At 61.6% G+C, this 17,853-nt stretch carries 18 protein-coding genes; 8 read left to right on the top strand and 10 right to left on the bottom strand.

Features of this window, described 5'->3' with window-relative positions:
* Window positions 1–12 precede the first annotated feature (12 nt).
* The 4 genes from arcC to arcD (AB9N64_RS11495) form a co-directional block, all read right to left on the bottom strand.
* Entirely contained in the window at window positions 13–942 is a 930-nt protein-coding gene (gene arcC / locus AB9N64_RS11510) for a carbamate kinase (RefSeq protein WP_014719696.1), read from the bottom strand.
* A gap of 136 nt (window positions 943–1,078) precedes the next feature.
* A complete protein-coding gene (locus AB9N64_RS11505; protein ID WP_014719695.1) occupies window positions 1,079–2,089 on the bottom strand; it encodes an ornithine carbamoyltransferase in 1,011 nt (336 codons plus the stop codon).
* Window positions 2,090–2,101: 12 nt separating this feature from the next.
* On the bottom strand, window positions 2,102–3,358 hold the full coding sequence (arcA, locus tag AB9N64_RS11500; RefSeq protein ID WP_014719694.1) for an arginine deiminase: 1,257 nt from the start codon (window positions 3,356–3,358) through the stop codon (window positions 2,102–2,104).
* A gap of 24 nt (window positions 3,359–3,382) precedes the next feature.
* Window positions 3,383–4,810, bottom strand: a complete 1,428-nt coding sequence (gene arcD, locus AB9N64_RS11495; protein ID WP_014719693.1) for an arginine-ornithine antiporter — start codon at window positions 4,808–4,810, stop codon at window positions 3,383–3,385.
* Between the two features lie 397 nt (window positions 4,811–5,207).
* Here arcD (AB9N64_RS11495) and arcD (AB9N64_RS11490) point away from each other — a divergent pair, with 397 nt between their 5' ends.
* Together arcD (AB9N64_RS11490) and AB9N64_RS11485 are read left to right on the top strand one after the other, a co-directional pair.
* Window positions 5,208–6,635 (top strand): arginine-ornithine antiporter, encoded by a 1,428-nt coding sequence (gene arcD, locus AB9N64_RS11490; protein ID WP_019819391.1) that lies wholly within the window; start codon window positions 5,208–5,210, stop codon window positions 6,633–6,635.
* Window positions 6,632–7,495, top strand: coding sequence for a DNA-3-methyladenine glycosylase (locus AB9N64_RS11485; RefSeq protein ID WP_032902759.1), 864 nt, complete (start codon window positions 6,632–6,634; stop codon window positions 7,493–7,495). The genes arcD (AB9N64_RS11490) and AB9N64_RS11485 overlap by 4 nt, the downstream gene beginning before the upstream one ends.
* An 88-nt stretch (window positions 7,496–7,583) precedes the next feature.
* On the opposite strand, the gene AB9N64_RS11480 is transcribed toward AB9N64_RS11485, so the two are convergent.
* The 6 genes from AB9N64_RS11480 to AB9N64_RS11455 form a co-directional block, all read right to left on the bottom strand.
* On the bottom strand, window positions 7,584–8,933 hold the full coding sequence (locus AB9N64_RS11480) for a CoA transferase (RefSeq protein WP_371360264.1): 1,350 nt from the start codon (window positions 8,931–8,933) through the stop codon (window positions 7,584–7,586).
* A 37-nt stretch (window positions 8,934–8,970) separates the two neighbouring features.
* Window positions 8,971–10,317: a HAMP domain-containing sensor histidine kinase gene (locus tag AB9N64_RS11475; RefSeq protein WP_122301454.1), complete on the bottom strand. Its 1,347-nt coding sequence runs from the start codon at window positions 10,315–10,317 to the stop codon at window positions 8,971–8,973.
* A 64-nt stretch (window positions 10,318–10,381) separates the two neighbouring features.
* Complete coding sequence (locus AB9N64_RS11470; protein WP_014719688.1) at window positions 10,382–10,840, bottom strand: LTXXQ domain protein; 459 nt, start codon at window positions 10,838–10,840, stop codon at window positions 10,382–10,384.
* 251 nt (window positions 10,841–11,091) lie between these two features.
* Window positions 11,092–11,769, bottom strand: coding sequence for a response regulator transcription factor (locus AB9N64_RS11465; RefSeq protein WP_014719687.1), 678 nt, complete (start codon window positions 11,767–11,769; stop codon window positions 11,092–11,094).
* 100 nt (window positions 11,770–11,869) lie between these two features.
* Window positions 11,870–12,169 carry a YciI family protein gene (locus AB9N64_RS11460; RefSeq protein ID WP_014719686.1) on the bottom strand — a complete coding sequence of 100 codons (300 nt, stop codon included), beginning with the start codon at window positions 12,167–12,169 and terminating at the stop codon, window positions 11,870–11,872.
* A gap of 1 nt (window position 12,170) precedes the next feature.
* On the bottom strand, window positions 12,171–12,767 hold the full coding sequence (locus AB9N64_RS11455) for a septation protein A (RefSeq protein WP_014719685.1): 597 nt from the start codon (window positions 12,765–12,767) through the stop codon (window positions 12,171–12,173).
* Window positions 12,768–12,854: 87 nt separating this feature from the next.
* Between AB9N64_RS11455 and AB9N64_RS11450 the strand changes: the two genes are divergently transcribed.
* The 6 genes from AB9N64_RS11450 (at window position 12,855) to rluB (ending at window position 17,784) form a co-directional block, all read left to right on the top strand.
* Window positions 12,855–13,718, top strand: a complete 864-nt coding sequence (locus AB9N64_RS11450; protein ID WP_003193798.1) for a PHP domain-containing protein — start codon at window positions 12,855–12,857, stop codon at window positions 13,716–13,718.
* 13 nt (window positions 13,719–13,731) lie between these two features.
* Window positions 13,732–14,361: an L-threonylcarbamoyladenylate synthase gene (locus AB9N64_RS11445; RefSeq protein WP_003193796.1), complete on the top strand. Its 630-nt coding sequence runs from the start codon at window positions 13,732–13,734 to the stop codon at window positions 14,359–14,361.
* Between the two features lie 120 nt (window positions 14,362–14,481).
* Window positions 14,482–15,180 carry a ScpA family protein gene (locus AB9N64_RS11440; protein WP_164365898.1) on the top strand — a complete coding sequence of 233 codons (699 nt, stop codon included), beginning with the start codon at window positions 14,482–14,484 and terminating at the stop codon, window positions 15,178–15,180.
* A 12-nt stretch (window positions 15,181–15,192) separates the two neighbouring features.
* Window positions 15,193–16,113 carry an SMC-Scp complex subunit ScpB gene (scpB, locus tag AB9N64_RS11435; RefSeq protein WP_014719683.1) on the top strand — a complete coding sequence of 307 codons (921 nt, stop codon included), beginning with the start codon at window positions 15,193–15,195 and terminating at the stop codon, window positions 16,111–16,113.
* A 126-nt stretch (window positions 16,114–16,239) separates the two neighbouring features.
* Window positions 16,240–16,431 carry a DUF1289 domain-containing protein gene (locus AB9N64_RS11430; RefSeq protein WP_014719682.1) on the top strand — a complete coding sequence of 64 codons (192 nt, stop codon included), beginning with the start codon at window positions 16,240–16,242 and terminating at the stop codon, window positions 16,429–16,431.
* A 144-nt stretch (window positions 16,432–16,575) separates the two neighbouring features.
* Entirely contained in the window at window positions 16,576–17,784 is a 1,209-nt protein-coding gene (gene rluB, locus AB9N64_RS11425) for a 23S rRNA pseudouridine(2605) synthase RluB (RefSeq protein ID WP_014719681.1), read from the top strand.
* The last annotated feature ends 69 nt before the right edge of the window (window positions 17,785–17,853 follow it).

Here is a 17,853-nt window from a genome sequence, read left to right as displayed (position 1 = left end):
TTCTCCTCAACTTCACAGGTAGGTGATGCCAGGTTTGGCCGTGCTGATGCGCGTGCCGGCGCTGCCCTGGACGATGGCTTCGATGTCCGAGAGTGAACCGATCACCGCAGTTTTGCCAGTCTGGCGGGCGAACTCGCAGGCGGCTTGGACCTTGGGCCCCATGGAGCCGGCGGCGAAGCCGAGTTTTTCCATGTCGTCGGGGTGGGCCTGGCCGATGGCCTTCTGGGTGGGCTTGCCGAAGTCGATAAAGGCGGCGTTGACGTCGGTGGCGATCACCAGCAAATCGGCCTCCAGTTGCGTGGCCAGCAAGGAGGAACACAGGTCTTTGTCGATCACGGCTTCAATGCCGCGCAGCTTGCCGTCTTCGCCATACATCGTCGGGATGCCGCCGCCACCGGCGCAGATCACGATGGCTTTTTTCTCCAGCAGCCATTTGATCGGGCGAATTTCAAAGATGCGTTTGGGGCGCGGGCTGGCGACCACGCGGCGGTATTTGTCGCCATCGGGCGCGATGGCCCAACCTTTCTCGGCGGCGAGTTTCTCGGCTTCGGCTTTGGCATACACCGGGCCGATGGGCTTGGTAGGGTTCTGGAAGGCCGGGTCCTTGGCGTCCACTTCGACCTGGGTGAGCAGGGTGGCGAACGGCACTTCAAAGTCCAGCAGGTTGCCCAGTTCCTGTTCAATGATGTAGCCGATCATGCCCTCTGTCTCAGCGCCCAGCACGTCCAGCGGGTAAGGCGAGACGCTGGTGTAGGCCGCCGCCTGCAATGACAGCAGGCCCACTTGCGGGCCATTGCCGTGGGCGATCACCAACTCGTTGCCGGGGTGGATCTTGGCGATCTGTTCGGTGGCGATACGGATGTTGGCGCGTTGGTTGTCTGCGGTCATGGGTTCACCACGACGCAGGAGGGCGTTGCCGCCCAGGGCTACGACGATGCGCATACAGAATGTCCTTCTAGAATGATCGTTCCCACGCTCTGCGTGGGAATGCCTCACCGGACGCTCTGCGTCCGCTCTTGTGGCGCAGAGCGCCACTGGCTGCATTCCCACGCGGAGCGTGGGAACGATCAGAGTGGGGTTAGATATCCGCCAACGCCGACACCAGAATCGCCTTGATGGTATGCATGCGGTTTTCCGCCTGCTCGAAGGCGATATTGGCCGGCGACTCGAACACCTCTTCGGTCACTTCCACGCCATTGGCCAAGTGCGGATAGCGCGCCGCAATGTCCTTGCCGACCTTGGTTTCACTGTTGTGGAACGCCGGCAGGCAATGCATGAATTTCACCCGAGGGTTGCCCGAGGCTTTCATCATCTTGGCGTTGACCTGGTACGGCAGCAGTTGCTCGATGCGCTCGTCCCACGCTTCCACTGGTTCGCCCATGGACACCCAGATATCGGTGTGGATGAAATCCACACCTTTCACGGCTTCTTTCGGGTCTTCGGTGATGGTGATGCGTGCGCCGCTTTCCTCGGCAAAGGCCTGGCATTGCTTGATGAAATCTTCATGGGGCCACAGCGCTTTGGGCGCGCCGATGCGCACGTCCATGCCCAGCTTGGCGCCGATCATCAGCAGCGAGTTGCCCATGTTGTAGCGGGCGTCCCCGAGGTAAGCGTAGCTGATGTCATGCAGCGGCTTGTCGCTGTGTTCACGCATGGTCAGGGTGTCGGCGATCATCTGGGTCGGGTGGAATTCGGCGGTGAGGCCGTTGAACACCGGCACACCGGCGAACTTGGCCAGCTCTTCGACGATTTCCTGCTCAAAGCCACGGTATTCAATGGCATCGAACATCCGGCCCAGTACGCGGGCGGTGTCTTTCATGCTTTCTTTGTGGCCGATCTGCGACGACACCGGGTCGATATAGGTGACGTGGGCGCCCTGGTCATGGGCCGCGACTTCGAAGGCACAGCGAGTGCGGGTGGAGGTTTTTTCGAAGATCAGTGCGATGTTCTTGCCCTGCAAGTGCGGGCGCTCGGTGCCGGTGTATTTGGCGCGTTTGAGGTCGCGGGACAGGTCCAGCAGGTAATGCAGCTCGCGAGTGGTGTGGTGCATCAGCGACAGCAGGCTGCGGTTGCGCATATTGAAAGCCATGATGAAATCTCCTTAATAGTCGATAGGGTCGCGGATGATCGGGCAGGTCATGCAGTGGCCGCCGCCACGGCCTCGGCCGAGTTCACCGGCGCTGATGGTGATCACTTCCACACCGGCCTTGCGCAGCAGGGTGTTGGTGTAGGTGTTGCGGTCGTAGCCAATCACCACGCCCGGTTCCACGGCCACCACGTTGTTGCCGTCATCCCATTGCTCGCGTTCGGCGGCGAAGCTGTTGCCGCCGGTCTCGACCACGCGCAGGGCCTTGAGGTTGAGCGCTGCGGCCACGGTTTCGAGGAAGTTGGTTTTCTCGCGCTGAATGTCGATGCCGTGGGGCTTGCTCTCGTCAGGGCGCAGGGTGAAAGGCACGATCTGGTTGACCACTTCGGGGAAGACGGTGACCAGGTCGCGGTCGCAGAAGCTGAACACGGTGTCCAGGTGCATCGCGGCGCGGGATTTAGGCAGGCCGGCCACGATGACGCGCTCCACGGCTTTGTTCTGGAACAGGTTGCGCGCCAGTTGGCCAATGGCCTGGTGGGACGAACGCTCACCCATGCCGATCAACACCACGCCGTTGCCAATCGGCATCACGTCGCCGCCTTCCAGCGTCGCGGCGCCATGTTCCTGGTCGGGGTCGCCGTACCAGATCTGGAAGTCCGCGTTGGTGAACTCAGGGTGGAATTTATAGATGGCGCTGGTCAGCAGGGTTTCCTGGCGGCGCGCCGGCCAGTACATCGGGTTGAGCGTCACGCCGCCGTAGATCCAGCAAGTGGTGTCGCGGGTGAACTGGGTATTGGGCAGCGGCGGCAAGATGAAACTGGCGTGGCCGAGAAAATCGCGGAACATCTCGATGGTCTTGCCACCGAAGCTGCTCGGCAGGTCGTCGGCCGATACGCCGCCAATCAGGTACTCGCTGATTTTGCGCGGCTCCAGGCTGCGCAGCCACGAACCGACTTCATCGACCAGGCCCAGGCCTACGGTGTTGGCGGTGATCTTGCGTTCCAGAATCCAGTCCAGCGCTTCGGGGTTGGCGACGATGTCGGTGAGCAGGTTGTGCATTTCCAGCACATCAATGTCCCGCTCGCGCATCTTGGTCACGAAGTCGAAGTGGTCGCGCTTGGCCTGGGCCACCCACAGCACGTCATCGAACAGCAGCTCGTCGCAGTTGTTGGGGGTCAGCCGCTGGTGGGCCAAACCTGGGGAGCACACCATGACTTTGCGCAGTTTGCCGGCTTCGGAATGTACGCCGTACTTCACTTTTTCCGTGGTCATTACAGATCCTCCAGTGAACAACAATTACAGGGTCAGGAAGCCGTCGTAGAGCCCATAGGCCGCCACCAGGGCGCCAATGACCACTGCGGCGAAAATCAGCTTCTCGACGGGGGTGAAAATCGGTTTGCCCAGTTCACGCTTGGCTTTGGCGAACAGGATCGCGCCAGGGGCATAGAGCAGGGCGGAGAGCAGCAGGTACTTGGTGCCGCCGGCGTAGAGCAGCCAGATCGCATAGATCAGGGCGATAGCGCCGATGAACAGGTCCTTTCTGCGCTCTTTGAGGGCGTTCTCGTAGGTCTCGCCGCGCACCGCCAGCAGCAGGGCGTAGGCCGCCGACCACAGGTAAGGCACCAGGATCATCGAGGTGGCGAGGTAGATCAGTGACAGGTAGGTGCTGGCGGAAAACAGCGTGATCACCAGGAATATCTGCACCATTGCGTTGGTCAGCCACAGGGCGTTGACCGGCACATGGTTGGCGTTTTCCTTGCGCAGGAACTCCGGCATGGTGTGGTCCTTGGCGGCGGCGAACATGATCTCCGCACACAGCAGCACCCAGGACAGCAGCGCGCCGAGCAGGGAGATGATCAAGCCCACGCTGATCAGCACCGCGCCCCAGTGGCCCACCACATGCTCCAGCACGGCGGCCATCGACGGGTTTTGCAGTTTGGCCAGTTCCGGCTGGGTCATGATCCCCAGGGACAGCACGTTCACCAGCATCAGGAACAGCAGCACAGTGATAAAGCCGATCACGGTGGCCTTGCCCACGTCACTGCGTTTCTCGGCACGGGACGAGAAGATGCTCGCGCCTTCGATGCCGATAAACACCCACACGGTGACCAGCATCATGTTGCGCACCTGGTTCATCACACTGCCCAGGTCCGGGTTTTTCACGCCCCAGATGTCAGCGGTGAAGATGTCCAGCTTGAACGCGAACAGGGCGATGAGCACGAACAGCAGCAGCGGCACCACCTTGGCGACGGTGGTCACCAGGTTGATGAACGCCGCTTCCTTGATCCCGCGCAGCACCAGGAAATGCACGGCCCATAACAGCACTGACGCAGCGATCACCGCCGTCGGGGTATTGCCCTCGCCAAAGACCGGGAAGAAATAGCCCAAGGTGCTGAACAGCAACACGAAGTAGCCGACGTTGCCCAGCCAGGCGCTGATCCAGTAGCCCCAGGCGGATGAAAAGCCCATGTAGTCGCCGAAACCGGCCTTGGCGTAGGCGTAGACCCCGCCGTCGAGGTCAGGCTTGCGGTTGGCGAGGGTCTGGAACACGAAGGCGAGGGTCAACATGCCGATGGCGGTAATCACCCAGCCGATCAACACCGCACCGACATCGGCGCTGGCGGCCATGTTTTGTGGCAATGAAAAGATACCGCCGCCAATCATCGAGCCTACGACAAGTGCGACCAGGGCGCCTAGTCGAAGTTTTCCGGGAGTTTCAGACATTGCATGACTCCAATGCAGGAGAAGAGAGACCACAGAATAATTCCGTGCGCTAATCAAACAGCTGACTCAGATCACTTCATTGGCACATTCCATTGTGAATTAACGACTTAGGGTGAGGTTTTTGCGGACGAACAAGTCCCGCAAAGGCGCTTGATAGAGCGCTCTTTGCTTTGTGGTTAATCATTTGGTCGAGGGCATGGGTGTTGACGCTAGTTCGTATTTGCGAATGTGCAAATTTTTTGTACGTTGTTTGACTATCGCTTCATAATTGACGTATTTAAATTCTAAATAAGCCTAAACTTCCTACCTTTACATATCCTTATGTTATGACAACGTCATTAATCTGAATTACTTGTGTGCGCAGTTGTCGCCCAACCGTTTATTTCGAGGAAGCTGCATGACCCAACCCGCCCAGAAACTCCGGCTCAGTGCCCTGATCGCCCTGGTGGTGGGCTCGATGATTGGCGGCGGCATCTTTTCATTGCCGCAGAACATGGCCGCCCGTGCCGAAGTGGGCGCCATATTGATCGGCTGGGCGATCACCGCCATCGGCATGCTGACCCTGGCCTTTGTGTTCCAGACGTTGGCGAACCGTAAGCCCGAACTGGACTCCGGGGTGTATGCCTACGCCAAGGCGGGTTTTGGCGACTACATGGGCTTTTCATCCGCCTGGGGTTACTGGATCAGTGCGTGGATGGGCAATGTCGGTTATTTCGTCTTGCTATTCAGCACCCTCGGCTACTTTTTTCCGGCGTTCGGCCAGGGCAATACGCCGCTTGCCATCGGCTGCGCGTCGCTGTTGCTGTGGGCCGTACATTTTCTGGTGATGCGCGGGATCAAAGAGGCAGCGTTCATCAATCAGGTGACGACGGTGGCGAAGATCGTGCCGCTGCTGATGTTTATCGTGATCGCCGCCGTTGCATTCAAGGCGGATATTTTCACCCGCGATATCTGGGGAATGGGTAACCCGCAGATGGGCAGCGTGGTCGAGCAGGTGCGCCACATGATGCTGGTCACGGTGTTTGTATTTATCGGGATCGAAGGCGCCAGTGTGTATTCGGCGCGGGCGCAGAAACGCTCGGACGTGGGGCGCGCCACGGTGATTGGTTTCGTGGGCGTGCTGGCCTTGCTGGTGCTGGTGAATGTGTTGTCCCTGGGCATCATGAGCCAGCCGGAGCTGGCGCAATTGCAGAACCCGTCCCTGGCCGGTGTGTTGGAGCATATCGTCGGGCCTTGGGGCGCGGTATTGATCAGTATCGGCCTGGCGGTTTCGCTGCTCGGCGCGTTGCTCTCCTGGGCGCTGCTGTGCGCGGAAATCCTCTATGCCACCGCCCAGGACAAGACCATGCCGGCGTTCCTGAAGAAGGAAAACGCCAATCAGGTGCCGGTCAATGCCTTATGGCTGACCAACGTGATGATCCAGGCATTCCTGGTGATCACGCTGTTTTCCGCCAGCACCTACACCACCCTGATCTATCTGGCTTCCTCAATGATCCTGGTGCCTTATTTGTGGTCGGCGGCCTATGCGGTGCTGTTGAGCGCGCGCGGCGAAACCTATGCAGGCTGGCAGCGCCGGCGCATGAAAGATCTGCTGGTGGGGCTGGTTGCCCTCGGCTACGCGATTTGGCTGCTGTATGCGGGGGGCTTGAAGTATTTGCTGCTGTCGGCGTTGCTGTACGCCCCGGGTGTGATCCTGTTTGCCCTGGCCAAGCGCGAGCAGGGCCTACCCTTGTTTACCGCCGTGGAAAAAGGCATTTTCAGCGGCGTGATCGCGGGCGCCGGGTTAGCCGCGTATGGGCTGTATAGCGGGGTATTGTCACTGTGAGATTGGCGTATCAACCGCCCTACGACTGGGCGGCGATGCTGGGGTTCCTATCGGCGCGGGCGATTACCGGGTTGGAAACCGTGGTCGCCGGCGTATATCGGCGCAGTATCAGTGTGGCGGGCCGACATGGCTGGGTCAGCGTCGAACCGGGCGTGGGGGATTGGCTGGAGGTGACGGTCGACTTTCCCGAGCCTGCAGCGATGCCTGAGATCGAGCGGCGCTTGCGCAGGATGTTTGATCTGGATGCGGTGCCTGAGGTGATCAACGCGCAATTGTCGCAAGATCCCCTGATGGCGCAACTGGCTGCGGCCCGCCCTGGCCTGCGGTTGCCAGGCACCTGGGACGGGTTGGAACTGGCGATTCGTGCAGTGCTGGGCCAGCAGATAACCGTGGTGGCGGCGATTCGCCTGGCGAGCAAGCTGGTGGCTCAGTATGGCCTGGCGCTGGCATCCCCGCACGCCGGTATCACCCACCTGTTCCCGACACCAGAAGTGCTGGCGGCGGCAGACCTGGCCACCCTGGGCATGCCCAAGGCGCGGGGTCGTACGTTGTCCGGTGTGGCCCAGGCGCTGTTGGATGATCCTCAGCTTTTCGAACCCAAGGCCAGCCTCCAGGACGGCGTTGCACGGCTGGTTGCGTTGCCGGGGATTGGAGAGTGGACCGCGCAGTACATCGCCATGCGCCAGTTGCGCGAGGTGGATGCATTTGCGTCGGGGGATATCGGGCTGATCAATGCTTTGGCAGCCTTGGAAGGTGGGCCGGTGTCGGCGCGGCAGTTATTGGCGCGGGCCGAGGCGTGGCGGCCGTTGAGGGCGTATGCGGCGCAGCATTTGTGGACGTCGTTGAACCGCGGGGATTGATAGCGACGGTGATGGCCCCATCGCGGGCAAGCCCGGCTCCCACACTGATCCTGTGGGAGCTGGCTTGCCTGCGATAGCGGTGCCCAGGTCACCACTGAGGTCGGTGTGACCCTAACTCCACCGCCGGCAAATCCCACTGCAACGGCGTGCCACTGATGCTCAGCGGCGCCAGTAGCCGGTGGGCCTGGCCACAGGCTGTCTGCTCCACGACCAGGCCCTGGTCATTGATGTCTTCCTCACGCAATGCCGCTTGCTGTGACACTTGCCCGGCGGCCACCAGCAACTTCGCCGTGCGCGCCAACGACAAGCGCGCCGAACCGCCGCGTCCGGAGTCCAGGCGCTCGGCCAAAGCCCGGATCGCGCTGGCGGCCATCAAATAGCCGGTGGCGTGATCCAGCGCCTGCACCGGTAGCGGCAGCGGTTTATCCGTCTGTTTCCAGGCCATGCCGGCCTCGGCAATCCCGCTGCTCATCTGCACCAGGCTGTCAAAGCCACGCCGATTACGCCATGGGCCGCTCCAGCCGTAGGCGTTGAGGCTGACGTCGATTAGGCCGGGGGCGATGTGCTGACGTTCGCCAAGGGTATAACCCAGTTGCTCCAGGGCATCGGCGCGGTAACCGTGGAACAGAATGTCGGCGTCCTTGAGCAACGTTTCAAACACCTGCCGGTCGTCGTGGCGCTTTAGATCAAGGCGGGCGCAGCGTTTACCCAGGGTCATTTCCGGGACGACGCCAGGTTCGTTCCAGGTGGGCGAGTCGATGCGCAGTACGTCGGCGCCTAAGCCTGCGAGGAAACGACTGGCCACCGGGCCGGCCAGCACCCGGGTCAAATCCAGCACCTTGATGCCGGCCAGTGGGCGAGCGGCTGAGCCTAGCCAGGGTTTGTCGATGCCGGGTTCGAAGACCTGGCGCTGGATCAACGCTTCGGCGTTTACCGCCAAGCCTTGGGGATGCTGCTGCCAGGCTTGCCAGCTACGCATTTGCGCGGCACAACCGCCCGCATCGACAACCGCCTGTTCCAGTTCGGCGGCTTTCCAGGTCGCGACTCTACTCGCCATGGCGGCGCGATCAGCGGCAGGCCCCAATACCCGCTCGGCCGCCGCACGATGATGGGGCGCGTTGGTGTGCAGGCGGATCCAGCCATCGACGCTGGCGTAATCACCCGCTACCGGGTCCCACAAAGGCGGCACTTGCCACCCCACGGGGCGAATCGACGAAGAGAACCACAACGAGGCCAGGCGCCGATCCACGCTGACGCTGGGCAGACGCCCGGTTTGTTGCTCAATCAACTGGGCGATAGCCTGGCCCGCGGCGCCGATGCTGGCGGCCGCCAGGTCAGTCACGGCAAAGGTCGAGGGCAAGGCACCGGCCTGGGTCTGGGGCAGTGGGGCGTGCGGTAACGCGAGTGCGGCTTGGATGGGAGTCAGCAGGTCAGTCATCAAAGGCCCTCCGTAAGAGAAGGGCCACTATAGAAGATCATCCCACTGGTGTGGCAACCCCAGGGATCAAGGGCAGTTCGATGCTGGCGATAAAGCCGCCATCGGGATGGTTGGCCAGGATCAGGTTGCCGCCATGGCGCTCGGCGGCGCGACGGGCGATGGCCAGGCCCAGGCCATGACCTTGGGCGGTCTGGCCCGGCGCCCGATAGAACGGCTCGCCCAATTGGCTCAGGTGCTCGGCTTCAACGCCGGGGCCGTGGTCGCGTACGCTGATCAGAATGCGCCCGCCTTGATGCTGGGCCTGCAATTCAATCGATTCGCCCACCGGGTTGAAGCGCTGGGCATTGCGCAGCAGGTTGTCCACGGCGCGTTCGATCATGGTCGGCCAGCCTTTAAGCTGCAAATCATTGGCAGTCGTCAGTTGCACCACTTGCTCGGGGGCACTGAGTTGGGCGTCCTTTTGCAGGGTTTTAAGCAACGGGGTGAGGTCGATGTCTTCGGCGCTGGCGTTGTCGGCGTCGACCCGTGCCAACACCAGGATCTCGCTGATCAAGGCTTCCAGGCGATCGCATTCGCGGGTCAGGCGCGGCCAGAGTTTTTCCCGCTCTTCGGGGCTGGCGCGTTCGGCCAGGGCCAGGGCGATACGCAAGCGCGCCAACGGCGAGCGCAGTTCGTGGGAGACGTCGCGCAGCAACTGGCGCTGGCTGCCGATCAGGCTTTGCAGGCGCGCGCCCATGCGGTTGAAGTCGTTAGCCAAGACACCGAATTCGTCGCGCCGGTTGGCCAGTTGCGCCAGGCTGTTTTGTTGATAGGTGGTTTGCCCCAGATCATGCACCGCGCCGCGCAAACGACTGAGCGGGCGAGTAATGGACAACGTCACCAGAAGGCTGAACAGGGTCAGCACCACCAGGGTAATCGCCAGGGCACTGAGCGGCCACAGCAGGCTGCTGCGGTGCCAGGCTTCCAGCTCCGGGTGGGGAATGCGGTAGATCAGCAGGTAGGTGTCGCCGGTTTTGTCGCTGGTGTACTCGGCGGTCAGGCGTCGCCACGGCAGGTGGCCGTCCTGGCTGTCGTTCTGCCGGGCTTCGAAGGCGGCGGCGCGGCGCGGGAAGGTGCCCCGCACCACCGGCTCGCCACTCTCGTTCAGCACTTGCACATCAATGTGGTACTGGCGTTTGCGCTGTTGCAGCAAGTCCTGGGCGGCGTCTTCGCCCTGGGCTTCATAGAGTTGCGTCCACTCTTGGGCCAGGTTGTTGAGGCCAGGGTGGCGGCTCAGAATCCAGGCGTCCTGGTTGAGCATATGCCCAAGCAAAATCGACAACCCGCCTACCAGGGCGATGGCCAGCCAGAAACTCGCCAGGATACGCCAGAACAATGAACGCACAGGAAACCCTCAAACAGGAAAAGCCCAGCGGCGCGAACCACTGGGCTGGGGTGAAGCTAGGCCATTATTGCGCTTTTTGCGCTTGCTGGGCTTTCCAGGCCTGGAACTCTTTCCATTCGGCGCGGCGCTCGGCTTGCTTCTTGACGATCTCGTCGTACTTCTTCTGTTGGTCGGGCTTGAGCACGGCGCGGATATCGGCCTGGGTTTTCTGCTTGCCGGCGGCGATTTCGTCCTGCATCGCCTTCTGGTCAGCGGCCGGCAGTTTGTCCAGGTACTTTTGGGTCAGGTCTTTGCGAGCGTGCCATTGCTCACCCATCAGCTTGCGGATCTGCTCACGCTGTTCCTTGCTCAAGTCCAACTGGCTGAACGGGCCACCTTTACCACGCGGACCGTGTTCACCGTGGCCTGGGCCACCCATCATGTGGCCTTCGTGGCCGCCCATCGGGCCCGGGCCTTCAGGCATGGCCATGGCGACGGTAGGCAGTGCAGCGGCGAGCATCAAAGCGATAAGGGTCTTGCGCATGGTGATTCTCCTGTCTCTATTCCGGTGAGTCCGGATGTGAGTAGGTTACGCAGCGCAAGGTCAGCGGCGGTCAGGGGAGGGTAAAGCTTCGGTAAAGACAGGTTTGACAGGAGCTGACAAAACCCTTGAAGGTGATGAAATCAATGGTGGGAGCTGGCTTGCCTGCGATAGCGGTGGGCCAGTTAGCATAACGGTGGACTGACACACCGCTATCGCAGGCAAGCCAGCTCCCACAGGGTTAAGCGTGATGTTTAGAGGCTGTAGTAGTAACCACGGCTACGCAACGCCACGATCCGTGGCCGGCCATCCGGGTGTGGGCCGATCTTCTTGCGCAGGTTGCTGACGTGCATGTCCAGGCTGCGATCGTAGAGGGTCAACTTGCGGCCCAGGGCGATCTGCGCCAGTTCCTGTTTGTCCAGGGGCTCGCCGGGTTGACGCAGCAAGGCTTCAAGCAGGCGGCTTTCGGAGACGGTCAGGGTGAATTCCTGCTCATCAATGCTGACCACCCCGCGCACCGGGCTGAAGCACAAGTCGCCCAGTTCCAGCTGGGTCGATACCGCGGCCGGGTGGCTGCGTCGTAACACGGCGCGCAGGCGCGCCGTCAGTTCGCGCGGATCGCAAGGTTTGGCCAGGTAGTCGTCGGCGCCCAGTTCCAGGCCGAGGATGCGGTCCAGAGGCTCGCCCCGCGCCGAGAGCATCAGCACCGGCAACTCCGGGTGGTCGTTGCGCAGTTGCTTGAGCAACTCCAGGCCGCTGCCGTCGGGCAGCATCACATCGAGCACCACCGCCGCCGGGGCGGCTTCGGCCAAGGCTTTGCGGGCGCTCAGGCCGTTGTGGCAGGCGCGCACCTGGAAGCCTTCCTGGCTCAACCAACTGGTCAGCAGCTCACAGAGCTCCTGGTCATCATCTATCAGTAACAGCTCGCTCATGACTCACTCGATTTAGCCATTGTCGACGGCGACGACCCCACCGGTGACGCCGTGAGCCATTAGGAGTGCGCCGAAACGATTAGGTTCGACGCATCCGGGTTCAAGGCAGGACTTGCTTGAACGGCTTGATCACCACATCGGCATAAACGCCAGCTGCAACGTAAGGGTCTGCCTTGGCCCAGGCCTCGGCGTCGGCCAGGGAGGCAAACTCGGCCACGATCAGGCTGCCGGTGAAGCCGGCGTCGCCCGGGTCATTGCTGTCGACCGCCGGGTGCGGGCCGGCCAGTACGATGCGGCCTTCGGCTTGCAGCTGTTTAAGGCGCTCGACGTGGGCCGGGCGTACGCTCAAGCGTTTTTCCAGGGAGTTGGCAATATCGGTGGCAATGATGGCGTAGAGCATGTCAGTCCTCGGTTTTCGGCGTGGTAGACGCGGTGTCATGCAGGTGGCGCGACAGGTAGATGCCCTGGCCGATCAGGAACAATACGGTCATGCCCAGGCTGCCGAACACTTTGAAGTCGACCCAGTAGTCCTGGAACGTGAAGGCCACGAACAGGTTGGCGGCACCGCAGAACAGGAAAAACACGATCCAGGCCACGTTCAGGCGCACCCACACCGGCTCCGGCAAGGTCAGCGCATGGCCCATGATTCGCTTGATCAGCAGGCGGTCACCAATGAAGTGGCTGCCGATGAACACCAGGGCGAACAGCCAGTTCACCACCGGGGCTTTCCATTTAAGGAAGGTTTCGCTGTGGAAGGCCAGGGTCAGGCCACCGAATACCAGGCAGGCGATAAGGGTCAGCCATTGGCTTTTTTCCAACTTGCGCTGGGAGATGAAGATGGCGCCGTACACTACGATGGAGCTGATGATCAGTACGGCAGTGGCACTGTAGATGCCTCCGAACGATAGCTCGTGGCCGGCGATTTCGATGACCCTGGGGTCGAGTTTGGTAACGATGAAAAACAGCAACAGCGGGATGAAGTCGATGAATTGTTTCACAGTAAGAGCCAGAAGCTGGATGTGACGGCATAATAACAAACATCCTTGGTTGCGATAGCGCCAGCTGACTTGAGGTTACACACTCCCGTGAATGTTGATTTGCACTGCCACAGCACGGCCTCCGACGGCGCCCTGGCGCCCGCGGTATTGGTTGCGCGTGCGTTTGAAAAAGGCGTGCGAGTTTTGGCATTGACCGACCACGACACCCTCGAAGGCCTCGATGAAGCCCGCCAGGCCGCGCATTCCCTGGGCATGCAGCTGGTCAACGGCGTGGAATTGTCCTGCACCTGGGGCGGCGCCACCATCCATGTGCTGGGCTACGGTTTTGATCAAAAGGCCCCGCCCTTGGTGGCGGCGATTGCCCAATTGCACGATGGCCGCTGGCTGCGGTCCGAAGAAATAAGCCGCAAACTGAGCCTTAAAGGTATGCCTGGCGCCCTCGACGGCGCCCGCGCCATCCAGCAAGAGCTGGGCGACAGCGGCAACGCACCGGCCCGTCCGCATTTTGCCGACTGGATGGTGCGCGAAGGCTATGTCAAGGATCGCGCCGAGGCCTTTCGCAAATGGCTGGGCGCCGGCAAGTTGGGCGATGTGAAGCTGCATTGGCCGACCCTGGAAGACACCGTCCAGACCCTGCGGGCCTCCGGGGCCTGGGTCAGCCTGGCGCATCCCTGGCATTACGATTTCACCCGCAGCAAGCGCCGCAAGCTGATCAGCGACTATATTGGTGCGGGTGGCCACGCCATCGAGGTGGTCAACGGGCATCAACCGGCAGAACAGGTCGGCAGCCTGGCGATCCTTGCCCGCGAATTTGGTCTGCTGGTCAGTGCCGGCAGTGATTTTCATGGCCCAGGCGGCTGGTCCGAGATTGGCGAGTATCGTCAGGTCCCGGAAGATCTGCCGCTGTTGTGGGGGCGATTCAAGCATGACCCCATTATTGCCACCGTCTGAACAGGTAGAGCACGTGAGTCAATTCTTCCAGATTCATCCGGAAAACCCTCAGGCGCGCCTGATCAAGCAGGCCGTAGAGATCATCCGCGCCGGTGGCGTGGTGATCTACCCGACTGATTCGTCCTACGCCATTGGCTGCCAGATCGGCGACAAGGGCGCGGTCGAGCGGGTAAGACGCTTGCGCCAGCTGGACGACAAGCACAACTTTGCGCTGATCTGCAGCGACTTGTCCCAGCTCGGCCTGTTCGCCAAGGTCGACACCGGTACCTTCCGCCTGCTCAAGGCCCACACGCCGGGGCCTTACACGTTCATTCTCAACGCCACTCGCGAAGTGCCGCGCCTGTTATTGCACCCGAAAAAACGCACCATCGGCCTGCGCGTGCCGGAACACCCGATTGCCCTGGCGCTGCTGGCCGAGTTGGGCGAACCGCTGATGAGCGTGTCGTTGATCCTGCCCGGCGAAACCGAGCCGTTGTACGACCCTTACGAAATGCGCCGTTTGCTGGAAAAGCACGTCGACCTGATCATCGACGGCGGCTACGGCGGCAACAAGGCCTCCACGGTGATCAACCTGGCCGATGGCGAACCAGAAGTGGTGCGTGTGGGTTGTGGCGACCCGGCTCCGTTCATGGTCGAGGCCTGAATGTCAGCCGTGGAAGCCGCTGATCCCCAGGCTGGCGCCCAGCAAGAACTGCCGTTTGCCATGGTGTATGGCCAGGCGGTCATGGAAATGCCCCTGGACCTGTACATCCCGCCGGACGCCCTGGAGGTGTTCCTTGAAGCCTTCGAAGGCCCCCTGGACTTGCTGCTTTACCTGATCCGCAAGCAGAACATCAACATCCTCGATATTCCGGTGGCAGAAATCACCCGCCAGTACATGGGCTATGTCGAACTGATGCAGTCGGTGCGCCTGGAATTGGCCGCCGAGTACCTGGTGATGGCCGCCATGCTCGCCGAGATCAAGTCGCGCATGCTGTTGCCGCGCTCGGAGACGGTAGAAGCCGAAGAGGATGACCCGCGCGCCGAGCTGATCCGCCGCCTGCAGGAGTACGAACGCTTCAAGGCTGCCGCCGAAGGCATCGACGGTCTGAGCCGTGTGGGCCGTGATGTGGTGGTGCCCAAGCTCGACGCTCCCGAGGCGCGCGCGCGCAAGTTGCTGCCGGACGTGAGTCTGGAAGAATTGCTGATGTCCATGGCCGAAGTACTGCGCCGTGGCGATATGTTCGAGAGCCACCAGGTCAGCCGTGAAGCGCTGTCCACCCGCGAGCGCATGAGCGATGTGCTGGAACGTCTCAAGGGCGGTGGTTTTGTGCCCTTTGTCGAGTTGTTCACCGCCGAGGAAGGGCGCCTGGGCGTGGTGGTGACCTTTATGGCGATCCTTGAGCTGGTCAAGGAATCCTTGGTCGAGCTGGTGCAGAATGAGCCTTTTGCGGCTATCCACGTGCGGGCGCGAGCCGAATAACGAGCTGAATCGATGAATCTGACTGAACCCCGCGAACTGGCCCCTTTGCTGGAGGCCTTTCTCCTGGCCTCGGGCAAACCGCAATCTTTGGAGCGCCTGTTCGAACTCTTTGAAGAAGCCGAACGCCCGGAGCCGCCGGTGTTCAAGAAAGCCTTGGAGATCCTGCGCAAGTCCTGTGAGGGCCGTGCCTTTGAGTTGCGCGAAGTGGCGTCGGGTTATCGCCTGCAGATCCGTGAGAAGTTTTCACCGTGGGTCGGGCGTTTGTGGGAAGAGCGCCCGCAGCGCTACTCGAGGGCGATGCTGGAGACCATGGCGCTGATCGCCTATCGCCAGCCCATCACTCGGGGCGAGATCGAAGACGTGCGTGGTGTGGCGGTCAACAGCCATATCGTCAAGACCCTGCTGGAGCGCGAGTGGATTCGCATCGTTGGCTACCGTGACGTGCCCGGCAAACCGGCGATGTTCGCCACCACCAAGGTGTTCCTCGATCATTTCAACCTGAAGAACCTCGACGACCTGCCGCCGCTGGCCGAACTGCGCGAAATGGAGGCCGAGCCAGTGCTCGATTTCGACGACGCGCCGGTGCCGCAAAGCCTGCAGGAACTGGCCGATGCCAGCGCCGAGCCGGAGGAGCCCAAGGACGAAACCAGTTTCCATACGTTGTTGCTGGAGCTGGACGACATGGAGCAGGGGATCAAGACCGACTTCGACGATTTGCTGCGTGATGGTGCGGCGGAGCCAGAAACCCAGGTGAACGTTGAATCCGAGCCTGAGGTCGAAGCCCAAGACGATGTGCTTGGCGTGGCCCAGGCCCGGGAAAAGCTCCTGGCCGCCGTCGCCGCCCTCGAACAGCCGCCCCTGAGTGACGAAGAAGACGAAGCCCGGGCGCTGGCCGAGGCCATCGAAAACGAACGCCGCCAACTCGAAGACTGACCCGTTCTGACTCTCACCGTGCAACCCATGTGGGAGCTGGCTTGCCTGCGATGCAGACGCCTCGGTCTCTCAGATGCAAGGAGGTGATGCCATCGCAGGCAAGCCAGCTCCCACAGAGGATCGACCATGAGTGCCCTGAAAGACCCGTGCATCAGCATCTGCAAATTCAGCGACGACATCTGCGTCGGCTGTGGCCGCAGCAAGCGTGAAATCCGTGCCTGGAAGAAACTCGATAAAGCCGACAAGCGCACGGTATTGGCCGAAGCCCAGCTGCGTTTGCTGGCTCTGGGCGCCACCGGTCGGCGGAAAAGCAAATGACTTGGGCGTTATCGGCTAGTCTGTGATGCGCAACACGCGCCATGCGCGTATGATTCGCGACCCCTTGCCGACCTATTCGGCCTAGGCCCCGCTTTCAATACCCCTCAGGCCATGCCTGAATCGACCCACCGGGAGGTGCTTACGATGAATGACCAAGACCAGAAAGACCAGGAAATCGGCCCAGCAGGCGAAAAGCTGCAAAAAGTGCTGGCGCGTATCGGCGTGGGCTCTCGCCGCGACGTCGAAGCCTGGATCACCCAGAAGCGCATCAAGGTCAACGGCGTCGAGGCTACCCTCGGCCAGCGCGTCGACCTGCACGATGCAATCACCATTGATGGCAAGGTCATCAAGCGTGAAGAGGCCGCCGAATCGGTGCGCCGCGTGATCATGTACAACAAGCCCGACGGCGAGATCTGCACCCGTGACGACCCGGAAGGCCGTCCGACCGTGTTCGACAAGATGCCCAAGCCTAAAGAAGGCCGCTGGATCAACATCGGCCGCCTGGACATCAACACCACCGGCTTGCTGATGTTCACCACTGACGGTGAGTTGGCCAACCGCCTGATGCACCCGTCCTACGAGATGGACCGTGAATACGCCGTGCGTGTACGTGGTGAAGTCGATGACGAGATGATCGAACGCCTCAAGGCGGGCGTGGTGCTTGAAGACGGCCCGGCCAAGTTCACCGACATCAAGCAGGCGCCGGGTGGCGAAGGTTTCAACCACTGGTACCACTGCGTGGTGATGGAAGGCCGTAACCGTGAAGTGCGTCGCCTGTGGGAGTCCCAGGGCCTGGTGGTCAGCCGCCTCAAGCGTGTGCGTTTCGGTCCGGTGTTCCTGAACTCCGACCTGCCGATGGGCCGCTGGCGCGAAATGAGCCAGTACGAGGTCGATATCCTCAGCGCCGAAGTGGGCCTGACGCCGGTTGCCATGCCGCAGATGAACGCCAAGAGCAAAGACAAGCTTGAGCGTATGCAGCGCAAATCGTCGCGCCCAGTGCCACGTACCGAACGTGTTGCCCGCACCCTGCGCCCTGCGCTGGATGCACCGGCCACCGGCGGTCGTATCTCGCGTCAGCCGCACATTGAAGGTGAACGCCGCCCCACCACGCCATCGCGTCAGGAAGGCGAGCGTGCGCCACGTACGCCGCGTCCTGCTCCGGCGGGTGGTCGTAGCAACCGTGGTGAAGCGGATCGCCCGGCCGACAACGCCAGCACCAAGCGTCCAGCCAAGCCAGCGGCGAACAAGCGCCCTGGCCCGAAACTGGTCGCGGACGAGCCTTCGGGCAAGCGCCGTGGCGCACCGGCCGGTTCCGGCCAGCGTCCTGGTTTTGGTCGCAAGAAGCCGCAGTGATACGTTAAGCGCCGCATAAAAACGCCAACCCTAGGGTTGGCGTTTTTTTTTGCGATCTACATTTGAAAT

The organism is Pseudomonas sp. KT_2_4, assembly GCF_041410225.1.
Taxonomy (GTDB): domain Bacteria; phylum Pseudomonadota; class Gammaproteobacteria; order Pseudomonadales; family Pseudomonadaceae; genus Aquipseudomonas; species Aquipseudomonas paracarnis.
Note: the sequence above shows the minus strand (reverse complement) of the source record. Positions and strands in the feature narration are given on the sequence as shown.